General features: G+C 70.5%; 20 protein-coding genes, 4 tRNA genes and 1 pseudogene. 22 read left to right on the top strand and 3 right to left on the bottom strand.

Annotated elements, in window-relative coordinates:
• The first annotated feature begins 29 nt into the window (after window positions 1-29).
• From E0H26_RS07305 to E0H26_RS07340, 8 genes are all read left to right on the top strand, one after another.
• Window positions 30-656, top strand: a complete 627-nt coding sequence (locus E0H26_RS07305) for a NuoI/complex I 23 kDa subunit family protein (protein ID WP_131302452.1) — start codon at window positions 30-32, stop codon at window positions 654-656.
• Window positions 653-1,204 carry an NADH-quinone oxidoreductase subunit J family protein gene (locus E0H26_RS07310; RefSeq protein ID WP_131302456.1) on the top strand — a complete coding sequence of 184 codons (552 nt, stop codon included), beginning with the start codon at window positions 653-655 and terminating at the stop codon, window positions 1,202-1,204. The genes E0H26_RS07305 and E0H26_RS07310 overlap by 4 nt, the downstream gene beginning before the upstream one ends.
• Window positions 1,201-1,512: an NADH-quinone oxidoreductase subunit NuoK gene (gene nuoK, locus E0H26_RS07315; protein ID WP_131302459.1), complete on the top strand. Its 312-nt coding sequence runs from the start codon at window positions 1,201-1,203 to the stop codon at window positions 1,510-1,512. The genes E0H26_RS07310 and nuoK overlap by 4 nt, the downstream gene beginning before the upstream one ends.
• Window positions 1,509-3,437 (top strand): NADH-quinone oxidoreductase subunit 5 family protein, encoded by a 1,929-nt coding sequence (locus E0H26_RS07320; protein ID WP_131302462.1) that lies wholly within the window; start codon window positions 1,509-1,511, stop codon window positions 3,435-3,437. Before nuoK ends, E0H26_RS07320 begins: the two co-directional genes overlap by 4 nt.
• Window positions 3,434-4,954: a complex I subunit 4 family protein gene (locus tag E0H26_RS07325; protein WP_131302465.1), complete on the top strand. Its 1,521-nt coding sequence runs from the start codon at window positions 3,434-3,436 to the stop codon at window positions 4,952-4,954. Before E0H26_RS07320 ends, E0H26_RS07325 begins: the two co-directional genes overlap by 4 nt.
• A 40-nt stretch (window positions 4,955-4,994) precedes the next feature.
• Window positions 4,995-6,458: an NADH-quinone oxidoreductase subunit N gene (locus tag E0H26_RS07330; RefSeq protein ID WP_131302468.1), complete on the top strand. Its 1,464-nt coding sequence runs from the start codon at window positions 4,995-4,997 to the stop codon at window positions 6,456-6,458.
• 135 nt (window positions 6,459-6,593) lie between these two features.
• A complete protein-coding gene (gene htpX, locus E0H26_RS07335) occupies window positions 6,594-7,469 on the top strand; it encodes a zinc metalloprotease HtpX (protein WP_131302471.1) in 876 nt (291 codons plus the stop codon).
• A gap of 122 nt (window positions 7,470-7,591) precedes the next feature.
• A complete protein-coding gene (locus E0H26_RS07340; protein ID WP_131302474.1) occupies window positions 7,592-8,878 on the top strand; it encodes an MFS transporter in 1,287 nt (428 codons plus the stop codon).
• A gap of 187 nt (window positions 8,879-9,065) precedes the next feature.
• On the opposite strand, the pseudogene E0H26_RS30400 reads toward E0H26_RS07340, so the two are convergent.
• Window positions 9,066-9,277 (bottom strand): annotated as a pseudogene (locus tag E0H26_RS30400) (GntR family transcriptional regulator).
• A gap of 164 nt (window positions 9,278-9,441) precedes the next feature.
• Here E0H26_RS30400 and E0H26_RS07350 point away from each other — a divergent pair.
• The gene (locus E0H26_RS07350; protein ID WP_131302476.1) at window positions 9,442-9,642 is read left to right on the top strand and encodes a hypothetical protein; all 201 of its coding nucleotides are present in this window, start codon (window positions 9,442-9,444) and stop codon (window positions 9,640-9,642) included.
• 138 nt (window positions 9,643-9,780) lie between these two features.
• Here E0H26_RS07350 and E0H26_RS07355 read toward each other — a convergent pair whose 3' ends face one another.
• Window positions 9,781-10,275, bottom strand: coding sequence for a YajQ family cyclic di-GMP-binding protein (locus E0H26_RS07355; protein WP_131302479.1), 495 nt, complete (start codon window positions 10,273-10,275; stop codon window positions 9,781-9,783).
• A 150-nt stretch (window positions 10,276-10,425) separates the two neighbouring features.
• Between E0H26_RS07355 and E0H26_RS07360 the strand changes: the two genes are divergently transcribed.
• The 3 genes from E0H26_RS07360 (at window position 10,426) to E0H26_RS07370 (ending at window position 12,490) form a co-directional block, all read left to right on the top strand.
• A tRNA-Tyr gene (locus E0H26_RS07360) sits at window positions 10,426-10,509 on the top strand.
• Window positions 10,510-10,626: 117 nt separating this feature from the next.
• The gene (locus tag E0H26_RS07365; RefSeq protein WP_165521773.1) at window positions 10,627-11,046 is read left to right on the top strand and encodes a S1 RNA-binding domain-containing protein; all 420 of its coding nucleotides are present in this window, start codon (window positions 10,627-10,629) and stop codon (window positions 11,044-11,046) included.
• Window positions 11,047-11,413: 367 nt separating this feature from the next.
• A complete protein-coding gene (locus E0H26_RS07370) occupies window positions 11,414-12,490 on the top strand; it encodes a pentapeptide repeat-containing protein (RefSeq protein ID WP_165521774.1) in 1,077 nt (358 codons plus the stop codon).
• 63 nt (window positions 12,491-12,553) lie between these two features.
• Here the strand turns inward: E0H26_RS07370 and E0H26_RS07375 are convergent, their stop codons facing one another.
• The gene (locus E0H26_RS07375; RefSeq protein ID WP_131302487.1) at window positions 12,554-13,075 is read right to left on the bottom strand and encodes a hypothetical protein; all 522 of its coding nucleotides are present in this window, start codon (window positions 13,073-13,075) and stop codon (window positions 12,554-12,556) included.
• Window positions 13,076-13,615: 540 nt separating this feature from the next.
• Here E0H26_RS07375 and E0H26_RS29175 point away from each other — a divergent pair.
• The 10 genes from E0H26_RS29175 to nusG all read left to right on the top strand — a co-directional run bounded on the left by E0H26_RS29175 (window position 13,616) and on the right by nusG (window position 19,442).
• On the top strand, window positions 13,616-13,762 hold the full coding sequence (locus E0H26_RS29175; RefSeq protein ID WP_165521775.1) for a hypothetical protein: 147 nt from the start codon (window positions 13,616-13,618) through the stop codon (window positions 13,760-13,762).
• 58 nt (window positions 13,763-13,820) lie between these two features.
• The gene (locus tag E0H26_RS07380) at window positions 13,821-16,349 is read left to right on the top strand and encodes a putative bifunctional diguanylate cyclase/phosphodiesterase (protein WP_131302489.1); all 2,529 of its coding nucleotides are present in this window, start codon (window positions 13,821-13,823) and stop codon (window positions 16,347-16,349) included.
• A 92-nt stretch (window positions 16,350-16,441) separates the two neighbouring features.
• Window positions 16,442-16,514: transfer RNA gene (locus E0H26_RS07385), tRNA-Thr, on the top strand.
• 25 nt (window positions 16,515-16,539) lie between these two features.
• Window positions 16,540-16,612, top strand: a tRNA-Met gene (locus E0H26_RS07390).
• A 129-nt stretch (window positions 16,613-16,741) separates the two neighbouring features.
• Complete coding sequence (gene rpmG, locus E0H26_RS07395; protein ID WP_007073056.1) at window positions 16,742-16,909, top strand: 50S ribosomal protein L33; 168 nt, start codon at window positions 16,742-16,744, stop codon at window positions 16,907-16,909.
• A 128-nt stretch (window positions 16,910-17,037) separates the two neighbouring features.
• Entirely contained in the window at window positions 17,038-17,484 is a 447-nt protein-coding gene (locus E0H26_RS07400) for a MaoC family dehydratase N-terminal domain-containing protein (RefSeq protein ID WP_131302491.1), read from the top strand.
• Between the two features lies 1 nt (window position 17,485).
• Window positions 17,486-17,878 carry a MaoC family dehydratase gene (locus E0H26_RS07405; protein WP_131302493.1) on the top strand — a complete coding sequence of 131 codons (393 nt, stop codon included), beginning with the start codon at window positions 17,486-17,488 and terminating at the stop codon, window positions 17,876-17,878.
• 126 nt (window positions 17,879-18,004) lie between these two features.
• Window positions 18,005-18,077: transfer RNA gene (locus E0H26_RS07410), tRNA-Trp, on the top strand.
• A gap of 211 nt (window positions 18,078-18,288) precedes the next feature.
• A complete protein-coding gene (gene secE / locus E0H26_RS07415; RefSeq protein ID WP_131302496.1) occupies window positions 18,289-18,681 on the top strand; it encodes a preprotein translocase subunit SecE in 393 nt (130 codons plus the stop codon).
• 38 nt (window positions 18,682-18,719) lie between these two features.
• Window positions 18,720-19,442: a transcription termination/antitermination protein NusG gene (gene nusG, locus E0H26_RS07420; RefSeq protein WP_013735967.1), complete on the top strand. Its 723-nt coding sequence runs from the start codon at window positions 18,720-18,722 to the stop codon at window positions 19,440-19,442.
• Window positions 19,443-19,483: the final 41 nt, after the last annotated feature.

The following is a 19,483-nucleotide window of genomic DNA, read 5'->3' on the forward strand; positions in this document are numbered from 1 at the left end:
GACGCCACGGAGCGCAGCGGAGTGTCGGCATGAGCGAGCGAAGCGAGTCGGCCGGGGTACCGGGCAGCGGCCTGGTCAAGGGACTGGCGGTCACGCTCAAGACGATGACGAAGCGGTCCACCACGCAGCAGTACCCGGACGTCGCCCCCGAGCTGCCGCCCCGCTCGCGTGGGGTGATCGCGCTGCTGGAGGAGAACTGCACGGTCTGCATGCTCTGCTCCCGCGAGTGTCCGGACTGGTGCATCTACATCGACTCGCACAAGGAGGAGGTGGCGGTGCCCGGCGCCGCCCGCCCTCGCCAGCGCAACGTGCTCGACCGGTTCGACATCGACTTCTCGCTCTGCATGTACTGCGGCATCTGCATCGAGGTCTGCCCCTTCGACGCGCTCTACTGGTCGCCCGAGTTCGAGTACGCCGAGTACGACATCAAGGACCTGCTGCACGACAAGGAACACCTGGGCGAGTGGATGGCGACCGTACCGCCGCCACCCGCGCACGACCCCAACGGTGAGCCGGCCAAGGAGGAGACCGCCGCCGCGCGCAAGGCCGCGGTCCCCGCCGCGCCCGCCGCCCGCCCGACCGCACCGGCGGTACGCCCCGAGCCCGCTGCCGACGATTCGGGTACGGCCGGCGACGGCGAAGGTGCCTCCGCGTGACCGGGGTGGACGCGCTGCTGCTCGCCCTCGGTGCGGTGGCGGTCGGGTCGGCGGTCCTGGTGGTGGCGACCAAGCATCTGGTTCGCGCCGGGCTCTACCTGGTGGTCTGTCTCGGCGCCGTGGCCGGCATGTACCTGGTGCTCACCGCCGAACTGGTGGCCTGGGTGCAGGTGCTGATCTACGTGGGCGCGGTGGTGGTGCTGCTGTTGTTCGCGGTGATGCTGACCCGCGCGCCGATCGGCGCCTCGGACGACCTGGACCGTCCGGCCTGGCCGGCCGTGCTGATCGGTGGTGGCGTCGGGCTGGGGCTGGCCGCGCTGCTGGTCGACGCGTACCGCTGGACGAAGGTGGAACTGCCCGACGCGGGCACCGCCGAGCGCATCGGCGAACAGGTCTTCGCCAGTTGGGTGCTGCCGTTCGAGGTGCTCTCGATCCTGCTGCTGTCGGCGCTGGTCGGCGCGATCGTGCTGTCCCGCCCCGACATCGGCCGGTCACCGGCGAAGCGGGCCGCGGTGGACCGCTCCGGCAACGGGGGAGGGGGCCGGTGAGGCCGGTCATCCCGTACGTCACCGCCGCGCTGCTGTTCGGCCTCGGCGTGTACGGCGTGCTGCGGCGGCGCAACGCGGTGCTGGTGCTGATGGGCGTGGAGCTGATGCTCAACGCGGTGAACCTGATTCTGATCACGGCCGACACCACAGCTCGGGCGCTGCTGCCGCACAGCGGTCAGGTCTTCGCGCTCTTCGTCATCGTATTGGCCGCCGCCGAGATCGGGGTGGGGCTGGCGATCGTGCTCCAGCTCTACCGGATGCGGGCCAGCGTCGCCGTCGACGAGGTGCCACTGGAGGAGAAGCGGTGAGCACCACGACGTTGCTGGGCGCGCTGCTGCCGGTCGTACCGCTGGTCGCCGGTCTGGTCGGGCTGCTGCTGCCGCCGGCCCCGCGTGGCGCGGCGACCGCCCCGGACGTCGCCCGCCGCGCCGCGATCGGGCTCGGCGTGGCCGGTGCGACCGGCGCTCTCGTCCTGGCGGTGACGCTGCTGGTCACCCTGGACGGCCCGGCGGAGTCCTCGACCACCTGGATCCAGTTCGGCGGGGTCACCGTCACCCTCGGGGTACGCCTCGACGGCGTCGCCGCGCTGGTCGCCGTCGCGGTCGCCGCCGTCGCGTTGGCCGTGCAGGTCTACTCGACCGGGTACCTCAAGCGGGGCCCACACGACGACGTGGACGTCGACCACCGCTACCCGCCGTACGCGGCCCAGATCAGCCTCTTCACCGCGGCCATGCTGCTGGTGGTGGTCTCCGGGGACCTGATCATGCTGCTGGTCGGCTGGGAGGTGATGGGGATCTGCTCGTACCTGCTGATCGCCCATGACCGGCGGCTGCCCGAGGCGCCGGCCGCCGCGCAGAAGGCGTTCCTGCTGACCCGGGTCGGCGACGTCGGTTTCCTGCTCGGCATCGCCCTGCTCGGCGTCTCGGCGGGCAGCTTCCGGATCGCCGACGTGCTCGCCCACGACCACGGCGCCGGTACGCTCACCGCCGCCGGCCTGCTGCTGCTCGCCGGGGTGGCCGGCAAGAGCGCCCAGTTCCCGCTGCACACCTGGCTGCCCGACGCGATGGCCGGCCCCACCCCGATCTCCGCGCTGATCCACGCCGCCACCATGGTGGCCGCCGGGGTGTACGCGCTGACCCGGCTCTGGCCGCTGTTCGCGGCCACCCCGACGGTGCTGGCCGTGCTCGGGGTGATGGCCTCGGTGACCCTGCTGCTCGGCGCGCTCGCCGCCACCGCCCAGGACGACATCAAGCGGGTGCTCGCCTGGTCCACCGTCTCCCAGCTCGGCTACATGACCGGCGCGCTGGCCGTCGGCTCCCCGCCGGCCGCGCTGTTCCACCTGCTCACCCATGCCGCGTTCAAGGCGCTGCTGTTCCTCGCCGCCGGTGCGGTGATCCACAGCGTCGGCACCACGCTGATGTCGCGGATGGGTGGCCTGCGGCGCACCATGCCGGTCACCTTCTGGTGCACGGTGATCGGGCTGGGCGCGCTGGCCGGCGTACCGCCGCTCTCCGGCTTCTGGAGCAAGGAGGGCGTGCTCGCCGCCGCCGAGGGCGCCGCCCGGCACGGCGACGGCCCGGCACCGAGCTGGGTGGGTTGGCTGGTCTGGGTCGCCGGTCTGGTCGGTGTCGTCGTCACCGCCTGGTACGCCACCCGACTGCTGCTGCGCACCTTCTTCGGCACCACCCGCACCCCGCTGGCCCACCCGCACGATCCGCCCGCCGCGCTCCGCTGGCCGGTGCTGGCGCTGGCCGTACCGGCGGCCCTGCTCGGGGTGGCCGGCTTCTCCGGGTGGTTCGCGGCTCACCTGCAACCGTTGGCCACCCCTGAGGCCCTCGATGGCCTGGTCCACTTCACTCCGGCCGTACTGCTGCCGCTGGCGCTGCTGCTGATCGGCGGCGGGCTGGCCTGGGCCGAATGGCGGCGGGACCGCACCGCCGACCCGGCGGTGGCGCTGGGCCGGATGCGGCCGGTCTTCGCCCGCGCGTTGCGGCTCGACGACGTCCAGCACGCCCTGGTGGTACGCCCCACGACCGCGCTGGGTCGACTGGCCCGCTCCGCCGACGAACACATCGTCGACGGGGCGGTAACCGGCACCGGCCGTGGTGCCCGTGCCATCGGCGGCGGCCTCGGCACCCTGCACCGAGCGGCACTGCCCCGAGCCGCCGCCGCGGTACTCGCCGGCGCACTGCTGATCGGCCTGGCCACCGCCCTGATCGGAGCGCTGACATGAGCGGTGGGTTTTTGCTGGTTGCGGTGCTCGCGGTGCCGGCGCTCGGCGCCCTGGCCGTGGCGGCGATCCCCCGTGACCTGGCCGCCCGGGTGGTGGGCACGGTCGCCGCCGCGCTGACCCTGGTCGTGGCGATCGCACTGCTCGCTGGCCGAAACCTCGGCTGGGTGGCGTACGGGGCGACCCCGCCGGCCGTACGCCCCTGGCACTCGGTCGACGTGGCCTGGGTGCCGGGTCTGGATCTGCGTTTCCACCTCGGGGTGGACGGCATCTCCTGGCCACTGGTGGTGCTGACCGCCCTGCTCACCCTGCTCTGCTGTGGGTACACCTGCTGGCGGGTGCCGCCGGGTGGCAGCGGACGGGCGTTGGTGGCTCTGCTGCTGGTGGTCGAGGTCGGCATCCTGGGCACCTTCCTCGCCCTCGACCTGGTCCTCTTCTTCCTCTTCTTCGAGGTCGTCCTGCTGCCGATGTACGCGATCATCGTCGGTTGGGGTGGCGACGGCACCGGCCCGGCGGCCCGGCGGCGGGCGGCGCGGAAGTTCGCCCTGTACACCCTTTTCGGCTCGGTGCTGCTGCTGGTCGGGGTCTACCTGGTGGTGACCGCCGCCGGCACCGCCGACATCGTGGCGCTGACCGGCGGCACCGAACTGTCCCGGGGCACCCAGCTCGCCGCGTTCACGCTGCTCGCGGTCGCCTTCGCGGTGAAGAGTCCGCTCTGGCCGCTGCACTCCTGGCTGCCGGACGCGCACACCCAGGCGCCGACCGTCGGCAGCGTGCTGCTCGCCGGAGTGCTGCTCAAGATGGGCACGTACGGCCTGATCCGGGTCGCCGTCGGGGTGGCCCCGGAAGGCGCCCGCTGGGCGGCACCGGTGCTCGGCGTACTCGCCGTCGCGGCGATCCTGATCGGTTCACTGGTCTGCCTGGCGCAGACGGAGCTGAAACGGCTGATCGCGTACTCCAGCGTGGGGCACATGGGTTTCGTGCTGCTCGGCATCGCCACCTTGACCGGCACCGGCATCCAGGCGGCGCTGATCGGCAACGTGGCGCACGGCATCATCACCGGCCTGCTGTTCTTCCTGGCCGGTGCGATCAAGGACCGTACCCACACCGGGGCGCTCAGCGAGCTGTCCGGGCTGCGGGAGACCGCGCCCCGGCTGTCCGGGCTGCTCGCCTTCGCGGCGGTCGCCTCGCTGGGGCTGCCCGGCCTGGCCGGGTTCTGGGGTGAGGCGTTCGCCGTGGTCGCCGCCGTCGAGGTGGGCGGCGCGCTGTGGATCACGCTGGCGGTGCTGGCCGCGCTGGGCGGGGCGCTGACGGCGGCGTACCTGCTGCGGCTGTTGCGGCAGGTGACCCACGGCCGGCCGAGCGCCCCGGTGGCCGGGCTGAAGCCGGGGCTGGCCGGGGCCGAGCTGGCCGCCTGGGTACCGCTGGTGCTGCTCACGTTGGCCGTCGGGCTGGCACCGACGTTGGTGCTGGGCGTCGCCGAGGCGCCGGTGACGGCCCTGGTGGAGGTGCTGCGATGACCGGGACGACGGCCGGCGACAGCGCCGACGGGAGGCAGTCGTGAGCATGGTGCAGAGCGTCGACAGCGTGGCGCTGCTGCCGGCGTACCTGGCCGCCGGCACGGCCGTACTGGTGCTCCTGGTCGACCTGGTGCTGGCCCGCAGGGCGGCGACCGTGGGCGCGGCGGCCACCGGTGCGCTCGCCACGATCGTCGCGGCGGTGGCGGTCGGCGCGGGGGAGGAACGCCGTACCTTCTGCGTGGGTGCCGACTGCTCGTACGTCTTCGGCGGGCGGGCGGCCCTGGTGGCCGCGTTGGTGGCGCTGCTGGCCCTCGGGGTGTTGGCGTTGTCCGGGCCGCTGCTGCGCGACGGTACGACCCCGGTGGGGGAGTTCTGCTTCCTGCTCGCCTGTTCGATGACCGGTGGCGTGGTGCTCGGCGCGGCCGGCGACCTGATCACCCTGATCGTGGCCGTGGAGGCCCTCACCCTGCCGCTGTACGTCCTGGTCGGGCTGCGCCGGGGGAGCCTGGCCAGCGCCGAGGCGGCGGTGACGTTCTTCGTGGTGAGCGTGGTGGCCACCACGCTCACCCTGCTCGGTGCGGCGCTGCTCTACGCGGTCACCGGCAGCCTGCACCTGGAACGGCTGGGCACGATCCTGGCCGACCGCTCGGAGCTGCTGGACCTGCCGTTGACCACGGTCGCGGTGACGCTGGTGCTGGGCGGGCTGGCGTTCAAGGTGGCGGCGGTGCCGTTCCACGCCTGGGCCCCGGCCACGTACGACGGGGCGCCGCTGCCGGTGGCCGCCTACCTGTCGACCGCGTCGAAGCTCGGCGGGGTGGTCGCCCTGCTGGCCGTGGTGCAGCACGCGCTGCCGAACGACGTGGCCGGGCCGGTGTTGGCCCTGGTCGCCGCGCTGACCATGACCGTGGGCAACCTGGTGGCACTGCGCCAGCGGCGTACCGTGCGGCTGCTGGCCTGGTCCTCGGTGGCCCAGGCGGGCTACATCCTCGCCCCCCTCGGTGCGCTCGCCCTGGCCGACCCCGACGCCCGGTCCGGCGCGTACGCGGCCGCCCTCGCGTACGCCGTCTTCTTCGTGCTGCTGGAGTTGGCGGCCTTCGCCGGGGTGGTGGCGCTGCGCCCGGCCGGCGCGGACGGTGGCCACCTCGACGACCTGCGCGGCGCCGCCCGCCGGCATCCGTGGGTCGGTGCGGGCCTGGCGTTCGCGCTGATCGGGCTCGCCGGCCTGCCACCCGGGTTGGCCGGGCTGTTCGCCAAGGTGACCGTGGTGCGGTCGCTGCTCGGCGGCGACGCGGGCTGGCTCGCCCTGCTGGTGGCGGTGAACGCGGTCATCGGTCTGGCCTACTACCTGCGGTTCGCCGCGTTGTTGTACGCCCCGACCGGGGACGCCCCGGCCGTCGCCGGGCGACCGGCCCGCGTGGTTGCCGCCGCGCTGGCCGTGGCGACCCTGATCGCCGTGGTCGTCGGCTTCGCGCCGCAGTTGGTGCTCGATCTCGCCGGGAGCTGAACCCGGCCGACCTTCGACCCATTCCCGGCCGTGACTGTCACTCAGGTAACTCTCAGTCATGAGACGGATGGTTGACGGGTACCGGGTTGTTGTACCGGTCAGCGGATCCACGCTCCGTGCACCGAAGGAGTGATCGTGCACCACAACCGTCTCAAGACCGCCGCGCTGCTCGGCCTGCTCACCTCGCTGATCCTGGCGGTGGGCTACTGGTTCGGTGGCAGTGGCGGCCTGGTCATCGCCGTACTCGTCTCGCTGGTGATGAACGGCATCACCTACTTCTACTCGGACAAGCTGGCGCTTCGCTCGATGCGGGCGCAACCGGTCAGCGAGGCACAGTTCCCCGAGCTGTACCACATGGTGCGGGAGTTGGCCGCCGAAGCCCGGCAGCCGATGCCCCGGCTGTACGTCAGCCCGACCGCCCAGCCCAACGCGTTCGCCACGGGTCGTAACCCGCAGCACGCGGCGGTCTGCGTGACCCAGGGGATCGTCGAGCTGCTCGACTACCGTGAGTTGCGGGGCGTCATCGGACACGAGCTGTCGCACGTCTACAACCGGGACATCCTGATCTCCAGCGTGGCGGCCGGCCTGGCCGGCATCATCACCATGCTGGCGAACCTCGCGCTGTTCATCCCGCTGGGTGGCAACAGCGACGAGGACGGCCCGAACCCGCTCGTGCTGCTGCTCACCATCATCCTGGGCCCGATCGCGGCGACCGTCATCCAGTTGGCGATCAGCCGCAGCCGGGAGTTCCAGGCGGACGCCTCGGGCGCCGAACTCACCCGCGACCCGCTGGCGCTGGCCAGCGCGCTACGCAAGATCCACATGGGTGCCCAGCGTCGGCCGTTGCCGGCCGAGGGGCAGCTCACCAGCACCGCGCACCTGATGATCGCCAACCCGTTCAAGGGCGGTGGAGTCGCCGCGCTCTTCGCCACCCACCCGAAGATGGAGGAGCGCGTCGCCCGCCTGGAGCAGATGGCGTACCAGATGGGCCCGGTCCGCTACCAGCGCTGACCCGTACCAACCCCTTCGCCGCCCGCGCCGATCCGGCGCGGGCGGCGCCCTAATCGGTTGCGGGCCACCGGCACGGCGTTAGGGTCTAAACGGCTCTCGCTCATTACACATGGAGGTCGTCGGTGGCCGGTCTGCGCCGTTACCTGGGTGTCTGGCAGCTACCGGGAGCACCGACGCTGCTGATCACCGGCATCATCGGGCGGCTCGGGATCGGCATGACCCCGCTGGCGCTGCTGCTCGTCGTCGAGCAGGTCACCGGCCGCTACTCGCTGGCCGCCGTCGCCGGTGGCTGCTACGCCCTCTCCGGCGCCGCCCTCAGCCCGGTGGCCGGACGGATCGCCGACCGGATCGGCCCCACCCCGGTCCTGCTCGGCACCGCGATCGCCCACCCGCTGGCCCTGGTCGGCCTGCTCTGGGCGGCCCGCACCGAAACGGCCTCCTTCACCCTGGTCCTGCTCGCCGCCGCGGTGGCCGGCGCCTCGTACCCGCCGCTCACCGCCGCGATCCGTGGCGCCTGGAACGACCTGACCAGCGTCGCCTCCGGCCGATACCACCTGCGTAACACCGCGCTCGCCGCGGAAACCACCCTCTTCGAACTCGTCTTCGTACTCGGCCCACTGCTCGTGGCCGGGTTCGTCCTGTTCGCCGACGCGGGCGCGGCGCTGCTCGGCGCGGCCGTGGTGACCCTGGTCGGCACCGTCGCGGTGGCGCTCGGCCAGACCATGCGCGGCTGGCAGCCGCACTCCCGGGAACACCACGCCCGGGGCCTCGGCCCGCTGCGGGTCGCCGGTTTCCCCGCGCTGCTGCTCTGCGTGGCCAGCCTCGGCATCGCCTTCGGCGCGGCCGGGGTGACCGTACCGGCCTTCGCCACCCGCTACACCCCGAACGACCCGGACAGCCTCGCCGGGGTGCTGTTGGCCGTCTGGGGCATCGGCAGCGCCATCGGCGGCCTCTGGTTCGGTGTCCGGCGCCCCGCCCGCAACATGACCCGACAATTCGCCTGGCTGCTCGCCGGGGTGTCGGGCAGCTTCGTCGTCTTCGCCATGATGCCCACCCCCGTTGCGCTCGGCATCGCCCTGGTGGTCGGCGGTGCCACCATCGCACCGGCACTGACCCTGGAGAACACCCTGGTCGGCCGGATCTCGCCGAGCGGCATGCTGAACGAGGCGTACACCTGGGTGGTCACCATGTCGGTCGGCGCGAGCGCCGCCGGTGGCGCGGTGGCCGGCCTGATCGTCGACCAGGCCGGCGGCGTGCCCTGGGCCTTCCTCTTCGCCGGCGCGGCGGTCGCCGTCGGGGCCGCGGTCGCCGCCCTGCCCGCCGGCCCCATCGCCCGCGCAGAAGCCGCCACCGTACGCCTCGAAACCCCCGCCCCGGTCGCGGTGGCACCGGAGCGCCAGCCCGGGTGAGCGTCTGACCAGGCCTTTGGCGGGTATGCCCGCCCGATGTTCGCCTTCTTCTCGAACCGCCTCGGCTGCCTCGGCTCGATCCTGGTCAGCGCCATCGGCACCATCGTGCTACTGCTGATCTTCAGCCGTTAGCTCCGGCGCCCACCCGACCGCCGTCACCGATAGCCACTTCGACGCCTCGGGCCTATCAGGGAGCGGTTTGGCGACAGACGCCCTTGCCCTGCACGCCCTTGCCCTGCCGGCCGTCGATGAGCCCTTCGGCCTTCAGGATGAGCATGGCGGCGCGTTACTGACCTTGTACTGGTCGCACAGTGCGGCGAACGACGGCAGCGTGCCGCCCGGCTTCAGCTGCCCGGAGCCGACCTGCTCGCGGAGACCTGTAGGTATGCGGCTGCGCAGGCCCGTCCGCCCCCACCCGCTGCCGCCCGAGATCTTGGTGCGAGGGCGCCCCTCAAGGGGCACATCCGTACCAACATCTCCCCACGGCGTGAGCTGCCCATGACCATCGGACAGCTCAGCTGACAGCTGGATCGGGATGGCAGCCGACGGAACAATCTCAGCCTATGGACAACCCTCTGCTCTGGGTATGGATCGTGGTCGTGTTCGCCGCCGCCGTGTTCTTGATCAATGTGTGGGACGCTCGATCTCTGCGCCGCGATGGTTACCCCGTGAGCATGTGGCGGCTCGTCGCCAGTGGCCTGCTGCTGTTGGCGATCTTCCCGTACGCCGTTTGGGAAACGATCTCGGAGCTGTTCCTGCCGTAGCCGGGGCGTTGGTGCGGGCAGCTGGCCCTACCAGGCCGCCGGAGGCCGATCGTGAGCGACCAACGACGACCAGCGGTGACGCGGCCCGCCGAGGTGACCGGGCGTGGACGGTCACTCGCCGGGCGACGTCGGCTTGCCTTACCGGTAGTTGGTGAACTGGAGGGCGACGCCGAAGTCCTCCCCCTTGAGTAGCACGATGACGGCCTGAAGGTCGTCCTTCTTCTTGCCTGTGACGCGCAACTGGTCGCCCTGGATCTGCGCCTGCACGCCCTTCGGCCCCTCGTCGCGGATCTTCTTGCTGATCGCCTTGGCCTTCTCCTGGTTGATGCCCTGCACCACCGTGGCGTCGATCTTGAAGATCTTGCCCGACGAGCGAGGATCGCCAGCGTCCAGCGACTTCAACGAGATGTTCCGCTTGATCAGCTTCTCCTTGAAGACCTCCAGCGCGGCCCGCACCCGCTCCTCGGTCTCCGCCTGGAGGCTGATCGCCTCCTCGCCCGACCACGAGATCGCCGCGCCCGTACCCCGGAAGTCGAACCGCGTCGCAAGCTCCTTCTCCGCCTGACGAAGGGCGTTGTCGACCTCCTGGTGGTCAACCTTGCTCACGATGTCGAACGACGGGTTCGCTGCCATGCTCATACTCCTGCTGTCCGGCTTGGTTTGTGATCCTTTGCCCCCGGATGACCAGGGGTGCGACCCCCTGACGGTACCCGGTTGCGCCGAAGGCGGGAGGAGCCGCTATCCTTGCTTCCGCCGCCGCACCCCGGTGCGGAGGTACGCCCTGGCGGGTTGCCCGAGCGGCCAATGGGAGCGGACTGTAAATCCGTCGCGAAAGCTACAGAGGTTCGAATCCTCTACCCGCCACCAGGTGCGACAACGGCCCCTGACCAGCAGAGATGCTGATCGGGGGCCGTTCTCGTTGAGCTAGCCGAGTCCGGCTGAGTCCAGCCCGTTGCGACTCGTCGTGGGCATATCGTGGGCGGGTTGATCAAGGTTGTTCGTCCTCCCTTGCTCGGCGGTGCGATTGGTCCGAGGCCGCCCGTCGCCTGGGCCACGAAGTTGGAGCGCGGCCAGGTCACCGCGGGCGTAGTGGTCGAGGTCAAGCATTTCGGGGTGTTTGTTGACCTTGGCGGTGTTACCGGCATGGTGAACTGCGCGGAGCTGTCCTGGAAGCACTTCGACGGCCCGGTCGATGTCGTGACCATAGGGGACCGGCTCACCGTGATGGTGATGGCCGTGGATCCCGACCGTGAGCGGGTGGCGCTGTCGCTCAAGGGACTGGAGCCCGAGAGTGTGCTCGGTCATCTCTCGGTGCCGTCCTGCATGGCGAGGTCACTCGCGTCGCGCCAATCGGCGTCTTCGTGGCTGTGGGGATGGCATTCAAGGGTTGGTCCGGAAGTCTGACCTTGACCACAGCCCAGAGTTGGGCGACGGGTTGTCGGTGCAGGTCGCCGGGATCAACCTCATCCATCGCCGGGTCCGCCTCGTGCCGACCAGCGGCAGGCCTCGTGAAGATCTTGCTGGCGGTGCCGCGTCGCAAGGTGGGCGCGGTCTCCATCTCAGGAGGCCGGGGTCTTCGTGGTCTTGAAGGCCCTATGTCCGGCTCTTGCTCGGATCGGCTACAAGGTGAGGCGTGGAGCATGAAGGTCGATCCCTGCACTCGACGCCCGCCAGCATCGGAGTTCCACCAGTTGCACCAGCGGACAGTCCAGTGCCGGCGCTTCGGCTTTGGAGCATCCGTCGGTCGATAGCCCTGGTCATCGTGGCTGCGGTGCTGGTGGTCGGTGCCCTGATAGCTGGGGCGCTCTGGTCTGCTGGCTGGCCGAGTATCCGGCGGGAGAGCACGGTCACTGCGGCAACACTGTTCGACCTGCTGAAGTTGGTCTTCTCCGTGGTGGCGGGCATCGGGGGCGTGGCGGCTCTGGTGGTGGCGTACCGGCGTCAGCGGGTCGCGGAGCACGCCAACAAGCTGGCCGAGTTCGCTCACGAGTTGGCGCACGCCGCTGACCTGCGCGCCCAGGCGGCAGAGGGCCGGGCCAAGATCGAATCCGATCGTAACGGTGTCCGGCTGTTCAACGAGCGATTTGCCAAGGCGTCCGAACAGCTTGGCTCGGACAAGGCGGCCGTGCGGTTGGCCGGGGTCTACGCCATGGCCGGGCTGGCGGACGACTGGCGAGACGGCCGCCAGACCTGCGTCGATGTCCTCTGCGCCTACGTCCGCATGCCGTACACCCCAACGCCGCAACCCCCGAGCGGTCCGCCGCCGTCCGCCGAGGCCAAAGCACCGCCGGCCGCCGACGCCGAAGTGCCGCCGGCGGTCGCGGAGGCTGCGCGGGTCGTTCGCGAGGAGCGGTTGGTACGCCATGCCGTCATCCGGCTCATTGGTCGGCACTTACGTCTTGCGGCGGAGGATCCGGCATCGTGGCGCGGCTTCGACTTCGATTTCACCGGCGCTGTTCTCGATGGTGGTGACCTCTCGGCCGCTGGGTTCAGTGGCGGTCGGGTGTCTTTCGAGAGGGCGACGTTCGGTGGGCGGGTCTCGTTCAGCCAGGCGAGGTTCGACGGCGCGTGGGTGTCCTTCGCCGGGGCGAGGTTCAGCGACGGGCAGGTGACCTTCGACGGCGCGACGTTTGGCGGCGGGCGGGTGTCCTTCGAGGGAACGACGTTCAGCGGCGGGCGGGTGTCGTTCGACGGGGCGGTGTTCGACGGCATGCCGGTGTCCTTCGAAGGGGCGGCGTTCCGTGGTGGAGAGGTGTCCTTCGAGCGGGCACGGTGGGATGTGCCGCCGAAGTTCGATCAATGGCCCGACGGGCGTCCGCCGGAAGGGCTGCTCCTGCCTGCTGGGTGAGGTCGTGGCAGTGGACCAGGATCCAGCCGACCCGCGGGACGTCTGGCCGATGCTGGTGGACGGTTAGACGGCGGAAGGCGGGGGAGGGTCTCCGGTCGCCCCGGCAGCGGTGTCGACCAGGCGGCGTGCCTCGGCGCGTACCGCTGCGTCGATCTTCCCTAGGCCCGGTCCGCTGTGCTGGGCGACCTCGTACGCGTCGTCCAGGCGGACCAATGCGTACGCGATCGGGGTTCCTTCGATGGTGATGCAATGGTAGGCCCAGCTGGTCAGCTCCGAGGGTGTGATGGCCCCGGCGAGGAGTCGGCTGGCCATGATCCGGACGGCGGCTTCTTGCGCCTCGCGGCTGTTCTCGGGGTGGAAGGCCAGGGAGAGTTCGGCCAGGGCGGCCGGCAGCCAGCGGCGTAGCTCGTCACTTTCGCCGGCTGGGGTCGACGGGAGGCCGGCGAGGATCCGTAGCGTCGGGCTGTCCACGCCGGCCACCAGACAGGCGCAGGCGGCTTCGATCACGTCGGCTGGCGTACTTGATCCGACACTCCACAGGGCGGCGGCGTCCTGGAGCCGGGCGAGGGGGTCCTTGCTGGGCATCCGTACATGTTCGCCGACAGGCTGACGGCGCATCTCCTATTTTTCACCTGCGGATCGGTTGAATCATCCATTCATGGGGGTGACTGAACTGGTATGTCGCGCCTACTCTGGTCCTGGTGCGGCTTCGGGTCTGCCGGTGGGCAGGGGGGTGCCGAAGGGGACGTGGCCGTGGGACGCGCGGCCGGGGGCGGGCCGGGCAGGCGACCGGGGGAGGCGGTCGCGGGGGTGTTGACTGGGTGCTCGTGGTGGCGCGACGGGGCGCTACCATTCCACATTGTCTGGTCGGAAGGATTTCTCGGCATTGTCCGCTAGACCCGCTGCGCCGTATAGGTGGGTTATGCGCGGTTAGTGTCTTCTTCGAGCCTGACGGCCGTCTTGTTGAGTCTGACCTGGCCGAATGTTGTACGGCTGGGGTGCGGATGAGTGGGGTCGAGCGACGACCGGACCAACATCGGGTTCGTGAACTTTTCACCGCCCGTCTGGCTGTGGCACCATCGGGGGGCCCCGTCACGCACTTCCGTCACCCCGCCAGGAGCACATATGTCTGCTCAACGTTTGGGCCGGCTACTCGGCTCCCTTCTGCTGGTTTGCGGTCTGGTGGTTGCGACCGGCGCCGCCGCCGAAGTAGAGGTCCGGACCAACGGCGTCGAATGGCAGATGCCGATGTTGGGTTCGCAGGTGCGCTGACGCGCTCTCGTCCTGACTGGGCTCCGCCACCTCCAGCACCCACGTCGCGAGGGGAGCCATGACGTCGTCGAGTCCTGGATCGTCTCGCCGGCGGACCGAACGGGCCTGGTTGATCACAGGTCCGCTCGCGCTCTGCGCGGTTCTCTTCTCGCTGCTGCTCGGCTTGGCCGTTCAGCCCGCGCTGGGTGACTGGCTGCTGACGCTGCTCCTCACCGTGGCGATGATCGCCGCCGCGATGCCGACCATCAACGTGGTGGTACGCCGACAGGCGCTCGGCATCACCTTCACCGAGATTCCCCTCGTCGTCGCCCTCTATCTGCTGCCGCCGCTGTCGGTGGTGTTGGCGTACACCGTGGCCACGCTCGTGGTGCAGCTGCGCCGCAAGCTGCTACCGCCGAAGCTCTGGTTCAACGTGGCGCTCGCGGCGGTGGCGACCGCCCTGGCGACGATGGTCTACACCGTGCTCCCGCAGCCGGCCGGCGTCGGGCCGGGCACCTGGTTGCTGCTGCTCGCGGCGATCGGCACCCACGCCCTCGTCGGCTTCGTCGCGGTGGTCGCGGTGATCTCCGTCGTGCAGGGCTGGCAGTCCGGTCGGGAACTGATCCAGGCGATTCCGCCGATGCTGCTCACGGTCGCGATCAACCTCGCCATCGGCATTCTGATCATCATCTGCCTGGAGAGCACGCCGTGGGCCGTTCTCCTCTTCGCCGGTCTCGCCGTGGCGTTCGCGCTGGTCTACGACACGTACACGCAGTTCATCCGGCAGCACCGCACGCTCGCCGAGATGTACGAACTGACCAAGGCGATCACCGAAGGCGGCGCGGACGGCAACCTCATCGACGCGCTGCTGGTCCGCATCCGCAGCCTGATGCAGGCGGAGTACGCCACCCTCTGGCTGCCCGCCCAGGGGCGTCACCCGGAGGTCCTGCTGACCGCCCAGGAGGGCAAGCCGGGCCTGCTCGACTCGGCGCTCACCCCGTCGACCTTGCGGGACGCGGCAGTGTCCGGCCAGGCGACGGTGGTGGTGGGCAGCCGGCTCGGTGGTGACCCCGCGCTGCGGGAGTCGCTGGGGCGGGCGGCCAAGGACGTGATCGTGGTGCCGCTGCGTTCCGGCAAGGCGGTGATCGGCACGCTGGAGGTGGCGAACCGCCTCGGCGACATCAACTTCTTCCGGCCGGCCGACGTTCCCGTCTTCGAGACGGTCGCCGCCCACGCCGCGGTGGCCCTGGAGAACTCCCGGCTGGTCGACCGGCTGCGCCACGACGCGTACCACGACGGGCTCACCAAGTTGCCCAACCGGCGCCGGATCCTCGGCGCGCTGGCCGAGGCGGTGCGGATCCGGGCCCCGGGTGAAGTGGTGGCGCTGCTGCTCTTCGACGTCGACCGGCTGCGTCAGGTCAACGAATCGCTGGGGCACGCGGCCGGGGACAAGGTCCTGGCGGAGGTCGCCAACCGGTTGCGCGGCTGCGTACCGTCGGCCGCCCTGGTCGGCCGGGCCGGTGGCGACGAGTTCCTGGTGACCCTGCGACTGGAGAGCGCCGAGGCGGCGGTGGAACTCGCCGGCCAACTGCGCGAGCAGATCCGCGACGAGATGGTCTTCGACGCGCTCACCCTCGACGTGGACACCGCCGTCGGGGTGGTCGTACACCCGGATCATGGCAGCGATCCGGCGACGCTGCTGCAACGGGTGGACGTGGCGGCGACCGCCGCGAAGTCGGTGCCGGGCAGCGTGCAGCTGTACAACCCGGCGTTGGAGTCGCGTTCGCTGCGTCGGCTCGGGCTCGCCGGCGACCTGCGCGCCGCCCTCGACAACGGCGACCTGGAGATCTACTACCAGCCCAAGGTGACGCTGCGGGACCGCCGACTGGTCGGGGTGGAGTGCCTGGCCCGCTGGGAGCATCCGACGCACGGCACGGTCGCCCCGGCGGACTTCGTCGCGGTCGCCGAGCACACCGGCCAGCTCGGTCGGCTCACCGAGTTCGTGCTCCGCGAAGGGCTGCGGCACAGCCGCGACTGGGCGCACGGCGGCCAGGCGCTCGCCGTCGCGGTCAACCTCTCCGCGCGTACGCTCAACGACGAGCACTTCCCCGAGCGGGTACGGGAACTCCTGGCGGAGTACGGCGTCCCGCCGCAGCTACTGACGCTGGAGATCGAAGAGGCCGGGGTGCTCGACGGCACCGACCGACCGATCCCCAGCCTGCGCCGGCTGCGCGACCTCGGCGTACGGCTGTCCGTCGACGATTTCGGCACCGGCAGTTCCTCGCTCGCCCATCTGCGCCGGCTGCCCGTGCACGAGGTGAAGGTCGACCGCTCCTTCGTGCAGGGCATGGCGACCGATCCGGGGGACCTGGCCATCGTCAACGCCGTGGTCACCCTCTCCCAGCAGTTCGGGTTGACGGTGGTGGCGGAGGGCGTCGAGAGCGAGCTGACCCTGGAGTTGCTCCAGGACATCGGCTGCGAGATCGGGCAGGGATTCCTGTTCAGCCGGCCCCTGCCGTACGAGCGGTTGGAGGCCTGGTTCGGCGCCCAGGTCGACCCCGAGTCGATCTCCAACCGGGAGCTTCCTCGCCTCCGCGCAGTGCCCTGAGCTGCGCGTACGGCGTCACCGGGGATCCGATTTCACCAGCACGGCACGGCCGTGTACTCTTACCTCTGCGCGGCCACCGAGTGATCGCGCAGGCCCCCTTAGCTCAGTCGGCAGAGCGTCTCCATGGTAAGGAGAAGGTCTACGGTTCGATTCCGTAAGGGGGCTCAGAGGGTCCGGCTGGGCCCACCACGGCGGTGTAGCTCAGATGGCAGAGCAAGCGGCTCATAATCGCTGTGTCGCCGGTTCAAGTCCGGCCACCGCTACTCTCGTCCGCCGGAGTTCCCGGTGGTCGGTGGGACGGGCGCCACAGGCGCCCGCTTTGCGTGTCCGCCCTGGCGGCGCGTAGGCTTTAGCGCCGTAGTTGTATCCGTTAGCGAGGAAGGCACTCCGCCGTGGCGAAGGCGACCGATGTTCGGCCGAAGATCACTTTGGCGTGTGTGGAGTGCAAGGAGCGCAACTACATCACGCGCAAGAACCGTCGTAACGACCCGGACCGCATCGAGCTGAAGAAGTTCTGCCCCCGGGACGGGCGGCACACCGTTCACCGCGAGACGCGCTGAGCGCCGCCGGGCCTCGGCCCGGCAACCCCGACGTACCACGATCGCCGGTCCACGCGGCGGGCGCGGCTTGCCGCCGCCCAGCCAACCGCGTGGATCGGCGATCTTGTGCTGCGTGTAGGTTCGCGGGCATGTCCCTGGACCAGTCCTTCGTCGGCCGGACCTATCCGCCGACCGCCCCCTACCAGGTGGGCCGCGAGAAGATCCGCGAGTTCGCGAGCGCGATCGGCGCCACCGATCCCGCCCACCACGACCCGGAGGCCGCCCGCGCCCTGGGCCATCCGGACGTGGTCGCGCCGCCGACCTTCCCGGTCGTGCTCACCATGGCCGCCAGCCGCCAGCTGATCGAGGATCCGGCCCTCGGCATCGACTACAGCCGGGTCGTGCACGGCGACCAGCGGTTCGCGTACACCCGGCCGGTGGTCGCCGGTGACGAGCTGATCTGCGTCAACACCGTCGAGGACATCACCAGCCGCGGCGGCCACGAGTTCCTGACCACCCGGACCGACGTCACCACGACCGCCGGCGAGCCGGTGGTCGCGGTCTGGTCCAAGCTCGTCGTACGCGGGGAGGCCTGACATGGAACTGCCCACCCAGACGTTCCAGGTGACCCGGGCGGACCTGGTCCGCTACGCCGGCGCCTCGGGGGACTTCAACCCGATCCACTACAGCGACCGGTTCGCCACCAAGGTCGGGCTGCCCGGCGTGATCGCCCACGGCATGTTCACCATGGCGCTGGTCGGCCGGGCGGTCACCACCTGGGCCGGCGCGCCCGACGCGGTGGTCGACTACGGGGTCCGGTTCACCCGCCCGGTGGTGGTTCCCGACGACGACACCGGCACCGAGATCGTGGTGAGCGCGGTGGTCCGCGAGGTGACCGAGACGGGTCTGACCAGGCTCGACATCACCGCGACCTGCCAGGGGGACAAGGTGCTGTCGCAGGCGCGGGCCACCGTGCGGACGGCCGGCTGACCGGCGTCGCGCGACGCGATGGGTAGACCGGTTGGGAAACTCGGGTCCCTACCCGTACACTGGTCCGCCGTGGGGCAAGTGACCCCTGCCTGGTCGTGTGACCTGGTGGGGCGAGCGTTGCCACACAGGGGTGTAGCTCAATTGGCAGAGCAGCGGTCTCCAAAACCGCAGGCTGCAGGTTCAAGTCCTGTCACCCCTGCGCCTCAGGCCTGACCGTTCCGTGGGTCGCGCCACCGTTTGGTGGCGTCCGGCCCGTGGTGGTGGCATCGGCGGGGAGGTTCCGAGGCATCGGGCCTTCCGGCTGATCCGCCGGCCGCGGCCCGTCCCGGGACGGTTGGGTCCGGCCGGCGTGACCAAACGCCGCGTACGCGAACCGCGTGCGACCCCGACATCCCGCGACGGAGGGCGAAGTGGCCGACAACAAGCGGCGCGGCGAGGACGCCGACGACGACCGCCTGAACGACGAGGTCGTCAGTGACGGCGCCGACGACGACGCCTCCGACGCGGACGAGCCGGTTAACCGGGGCGGCACCGCAACCCGGGAGCGGGCCAAGGCGGATTCCGCCGACAGCCGGTCGAAGACGCGTACCGATGCCGACAAGGTGGGCCTGTTCGGCCGCATCGCGCGTTTCATCCGCGAGGTCGTGGCCGAACTGCGTAAGGTCATCTGGCCGACCCGCAAGGAGTTGCTGACCTACACGGGCGTGGTGATCGCGTTCGTCGCGATGATGCTGACGATCGTGGCCCTCCTCGACTTTGCCTTCGCAAAGGGCGTGCTGTGGGTCTTCGGCAACCCCAGCTGACCGGCTGACTGTGCCGATAGTGACGGAAGTGAGCGAGCGTGCCTGAGTACGACGAGACCGCCGAGACCCCGGACGAGCAGTCCACGGTGGCGACGGCGGCTGGTGACGAGTCGGTCGAGGCCGCCAGCGAGCCGGAGTTCGCGATGACCGAGCCCGCGCCCGACGAGGACTACGACCCGGTCGCCGAGCTGCGGCAGAAGCTGCGCTACGCGCCCGGCGACTGGTACGTGGTGCACTCGTACGCCGGTTACGAGAACAAGGTCAAGACCAACCTCGAAACCCGGATCACGTCCCTCGACATGGAGGACTACATCTACCAGGTCGAGGTGCCGACCCGGGAAGAGGTCGAGGTCAAGAACGGCAAGCGCTCGCAGGTGCAGGCCAAGGTCTTTCCGGGCTACATCCTGGTCCGGATGGAGCTGACCGCCGAGTCGTACTCCTGCGTACGCAACACGCCGGGCGTCACCGGCTTCGTGGGTGCCACGGACCGGGCCGACCGCCCGGCGCCGCTGAGCCTCGACGAGGTGCTGAAGTGGCTGGCGCCGGCCGTGGAGACGGAGCAGAAGAAGGCCAAGCCGGAGATCAAGGTCCTCGACTTCGAGGTCGGCGACTCGGTGACGGTCACCGACGGTGCCTTCGCCTCGCTGCCGGCCACGATCAGCGAGATCAACGCCGACCAGCAGAAGCTCAAGGTGCTGGTGTCGATCTTCGGCCGGGAGACGCCGGTGGAGCTGAACTTCAACCAGGTCGCGAAGATCTGATTCACCGACCGCTGGTGCCGGCCCTCGGGCCGTCGCCAGCG

Origin of the sequence: Micromonospora zingiberis (assembly GCF_004331455.1) — a bacterium.
GTDB classification, from domain to species: Bacteria; Actinomycetota; Actinomycetes; order Mycobacteriales; family Micromonosporaceae; genus Micromonospora; species Micromonospora zingiberis.

Coding starts and splice junctions, on each gene's coding strand:
- E0H26_RS07305 (WP_131302452.1), top strand. CDS start 30: ATGAGCGAGCGAAGCGAGTCGGCCGGGGTACCGGGCAGCGGCCTGGTC.
- E0H26_RS07325 (WP_131302465.1), top strand. CDS start 3,434: ATGAGCGGTGGGTTTTTGCTGGTTGCGGTGCTCGCGGTGCCGGCGCTC.
- E0H26_RS07350 (WP_131302476.1), top strand. CDS start 9,442: ATGGACAACCCTCTGCTCTGGGTATGGATCGTGGTCGTGTTCGCCGCC.
- E0H26_RS07355 (WP_131302479.1), bottom strand. CDS start 10,275: ATGGCAGCGAACCCGTCGTTCGACATCGTGAGCAAGGTTGACCACCAG.
- E0H26_RS07375 (WP_131302487.1), bottom strand. CDS start 13,075: ATGCCCAGCAAGGACCCCCTCGCCCGGCTCCAGGACGCCGCCGCCCTG.
- E0H26_RS29175 (WP_165521775.1), top strand. CDS start 13,616: ATGTCTGCTCAACGTTTGGGCCGGCTACTCGGCTCCCTTCTGCTGGTT.
- E0H26_RS07380 (WP_131302489.1), top strand. CDS start 13,821: ATGACGTCGTCGAGTCCTGGATCGTCTCGCCGGCGGACCGAACGGGCC.
- E0H26_RS07400 (WP_131302491.1), top strand. CDS start 17,038: ATGTCCCTGGACCAGTCCTTCGTCGGCCGGACCTATCCGCCGACCGCC.
- E0H26_RS07405 (WP_131302493.1), top strand. CDS start 17,486: ATGGAACTGCCCACCCAGACGTTCCAGGTGACCCGGGCGGACCTGGTC.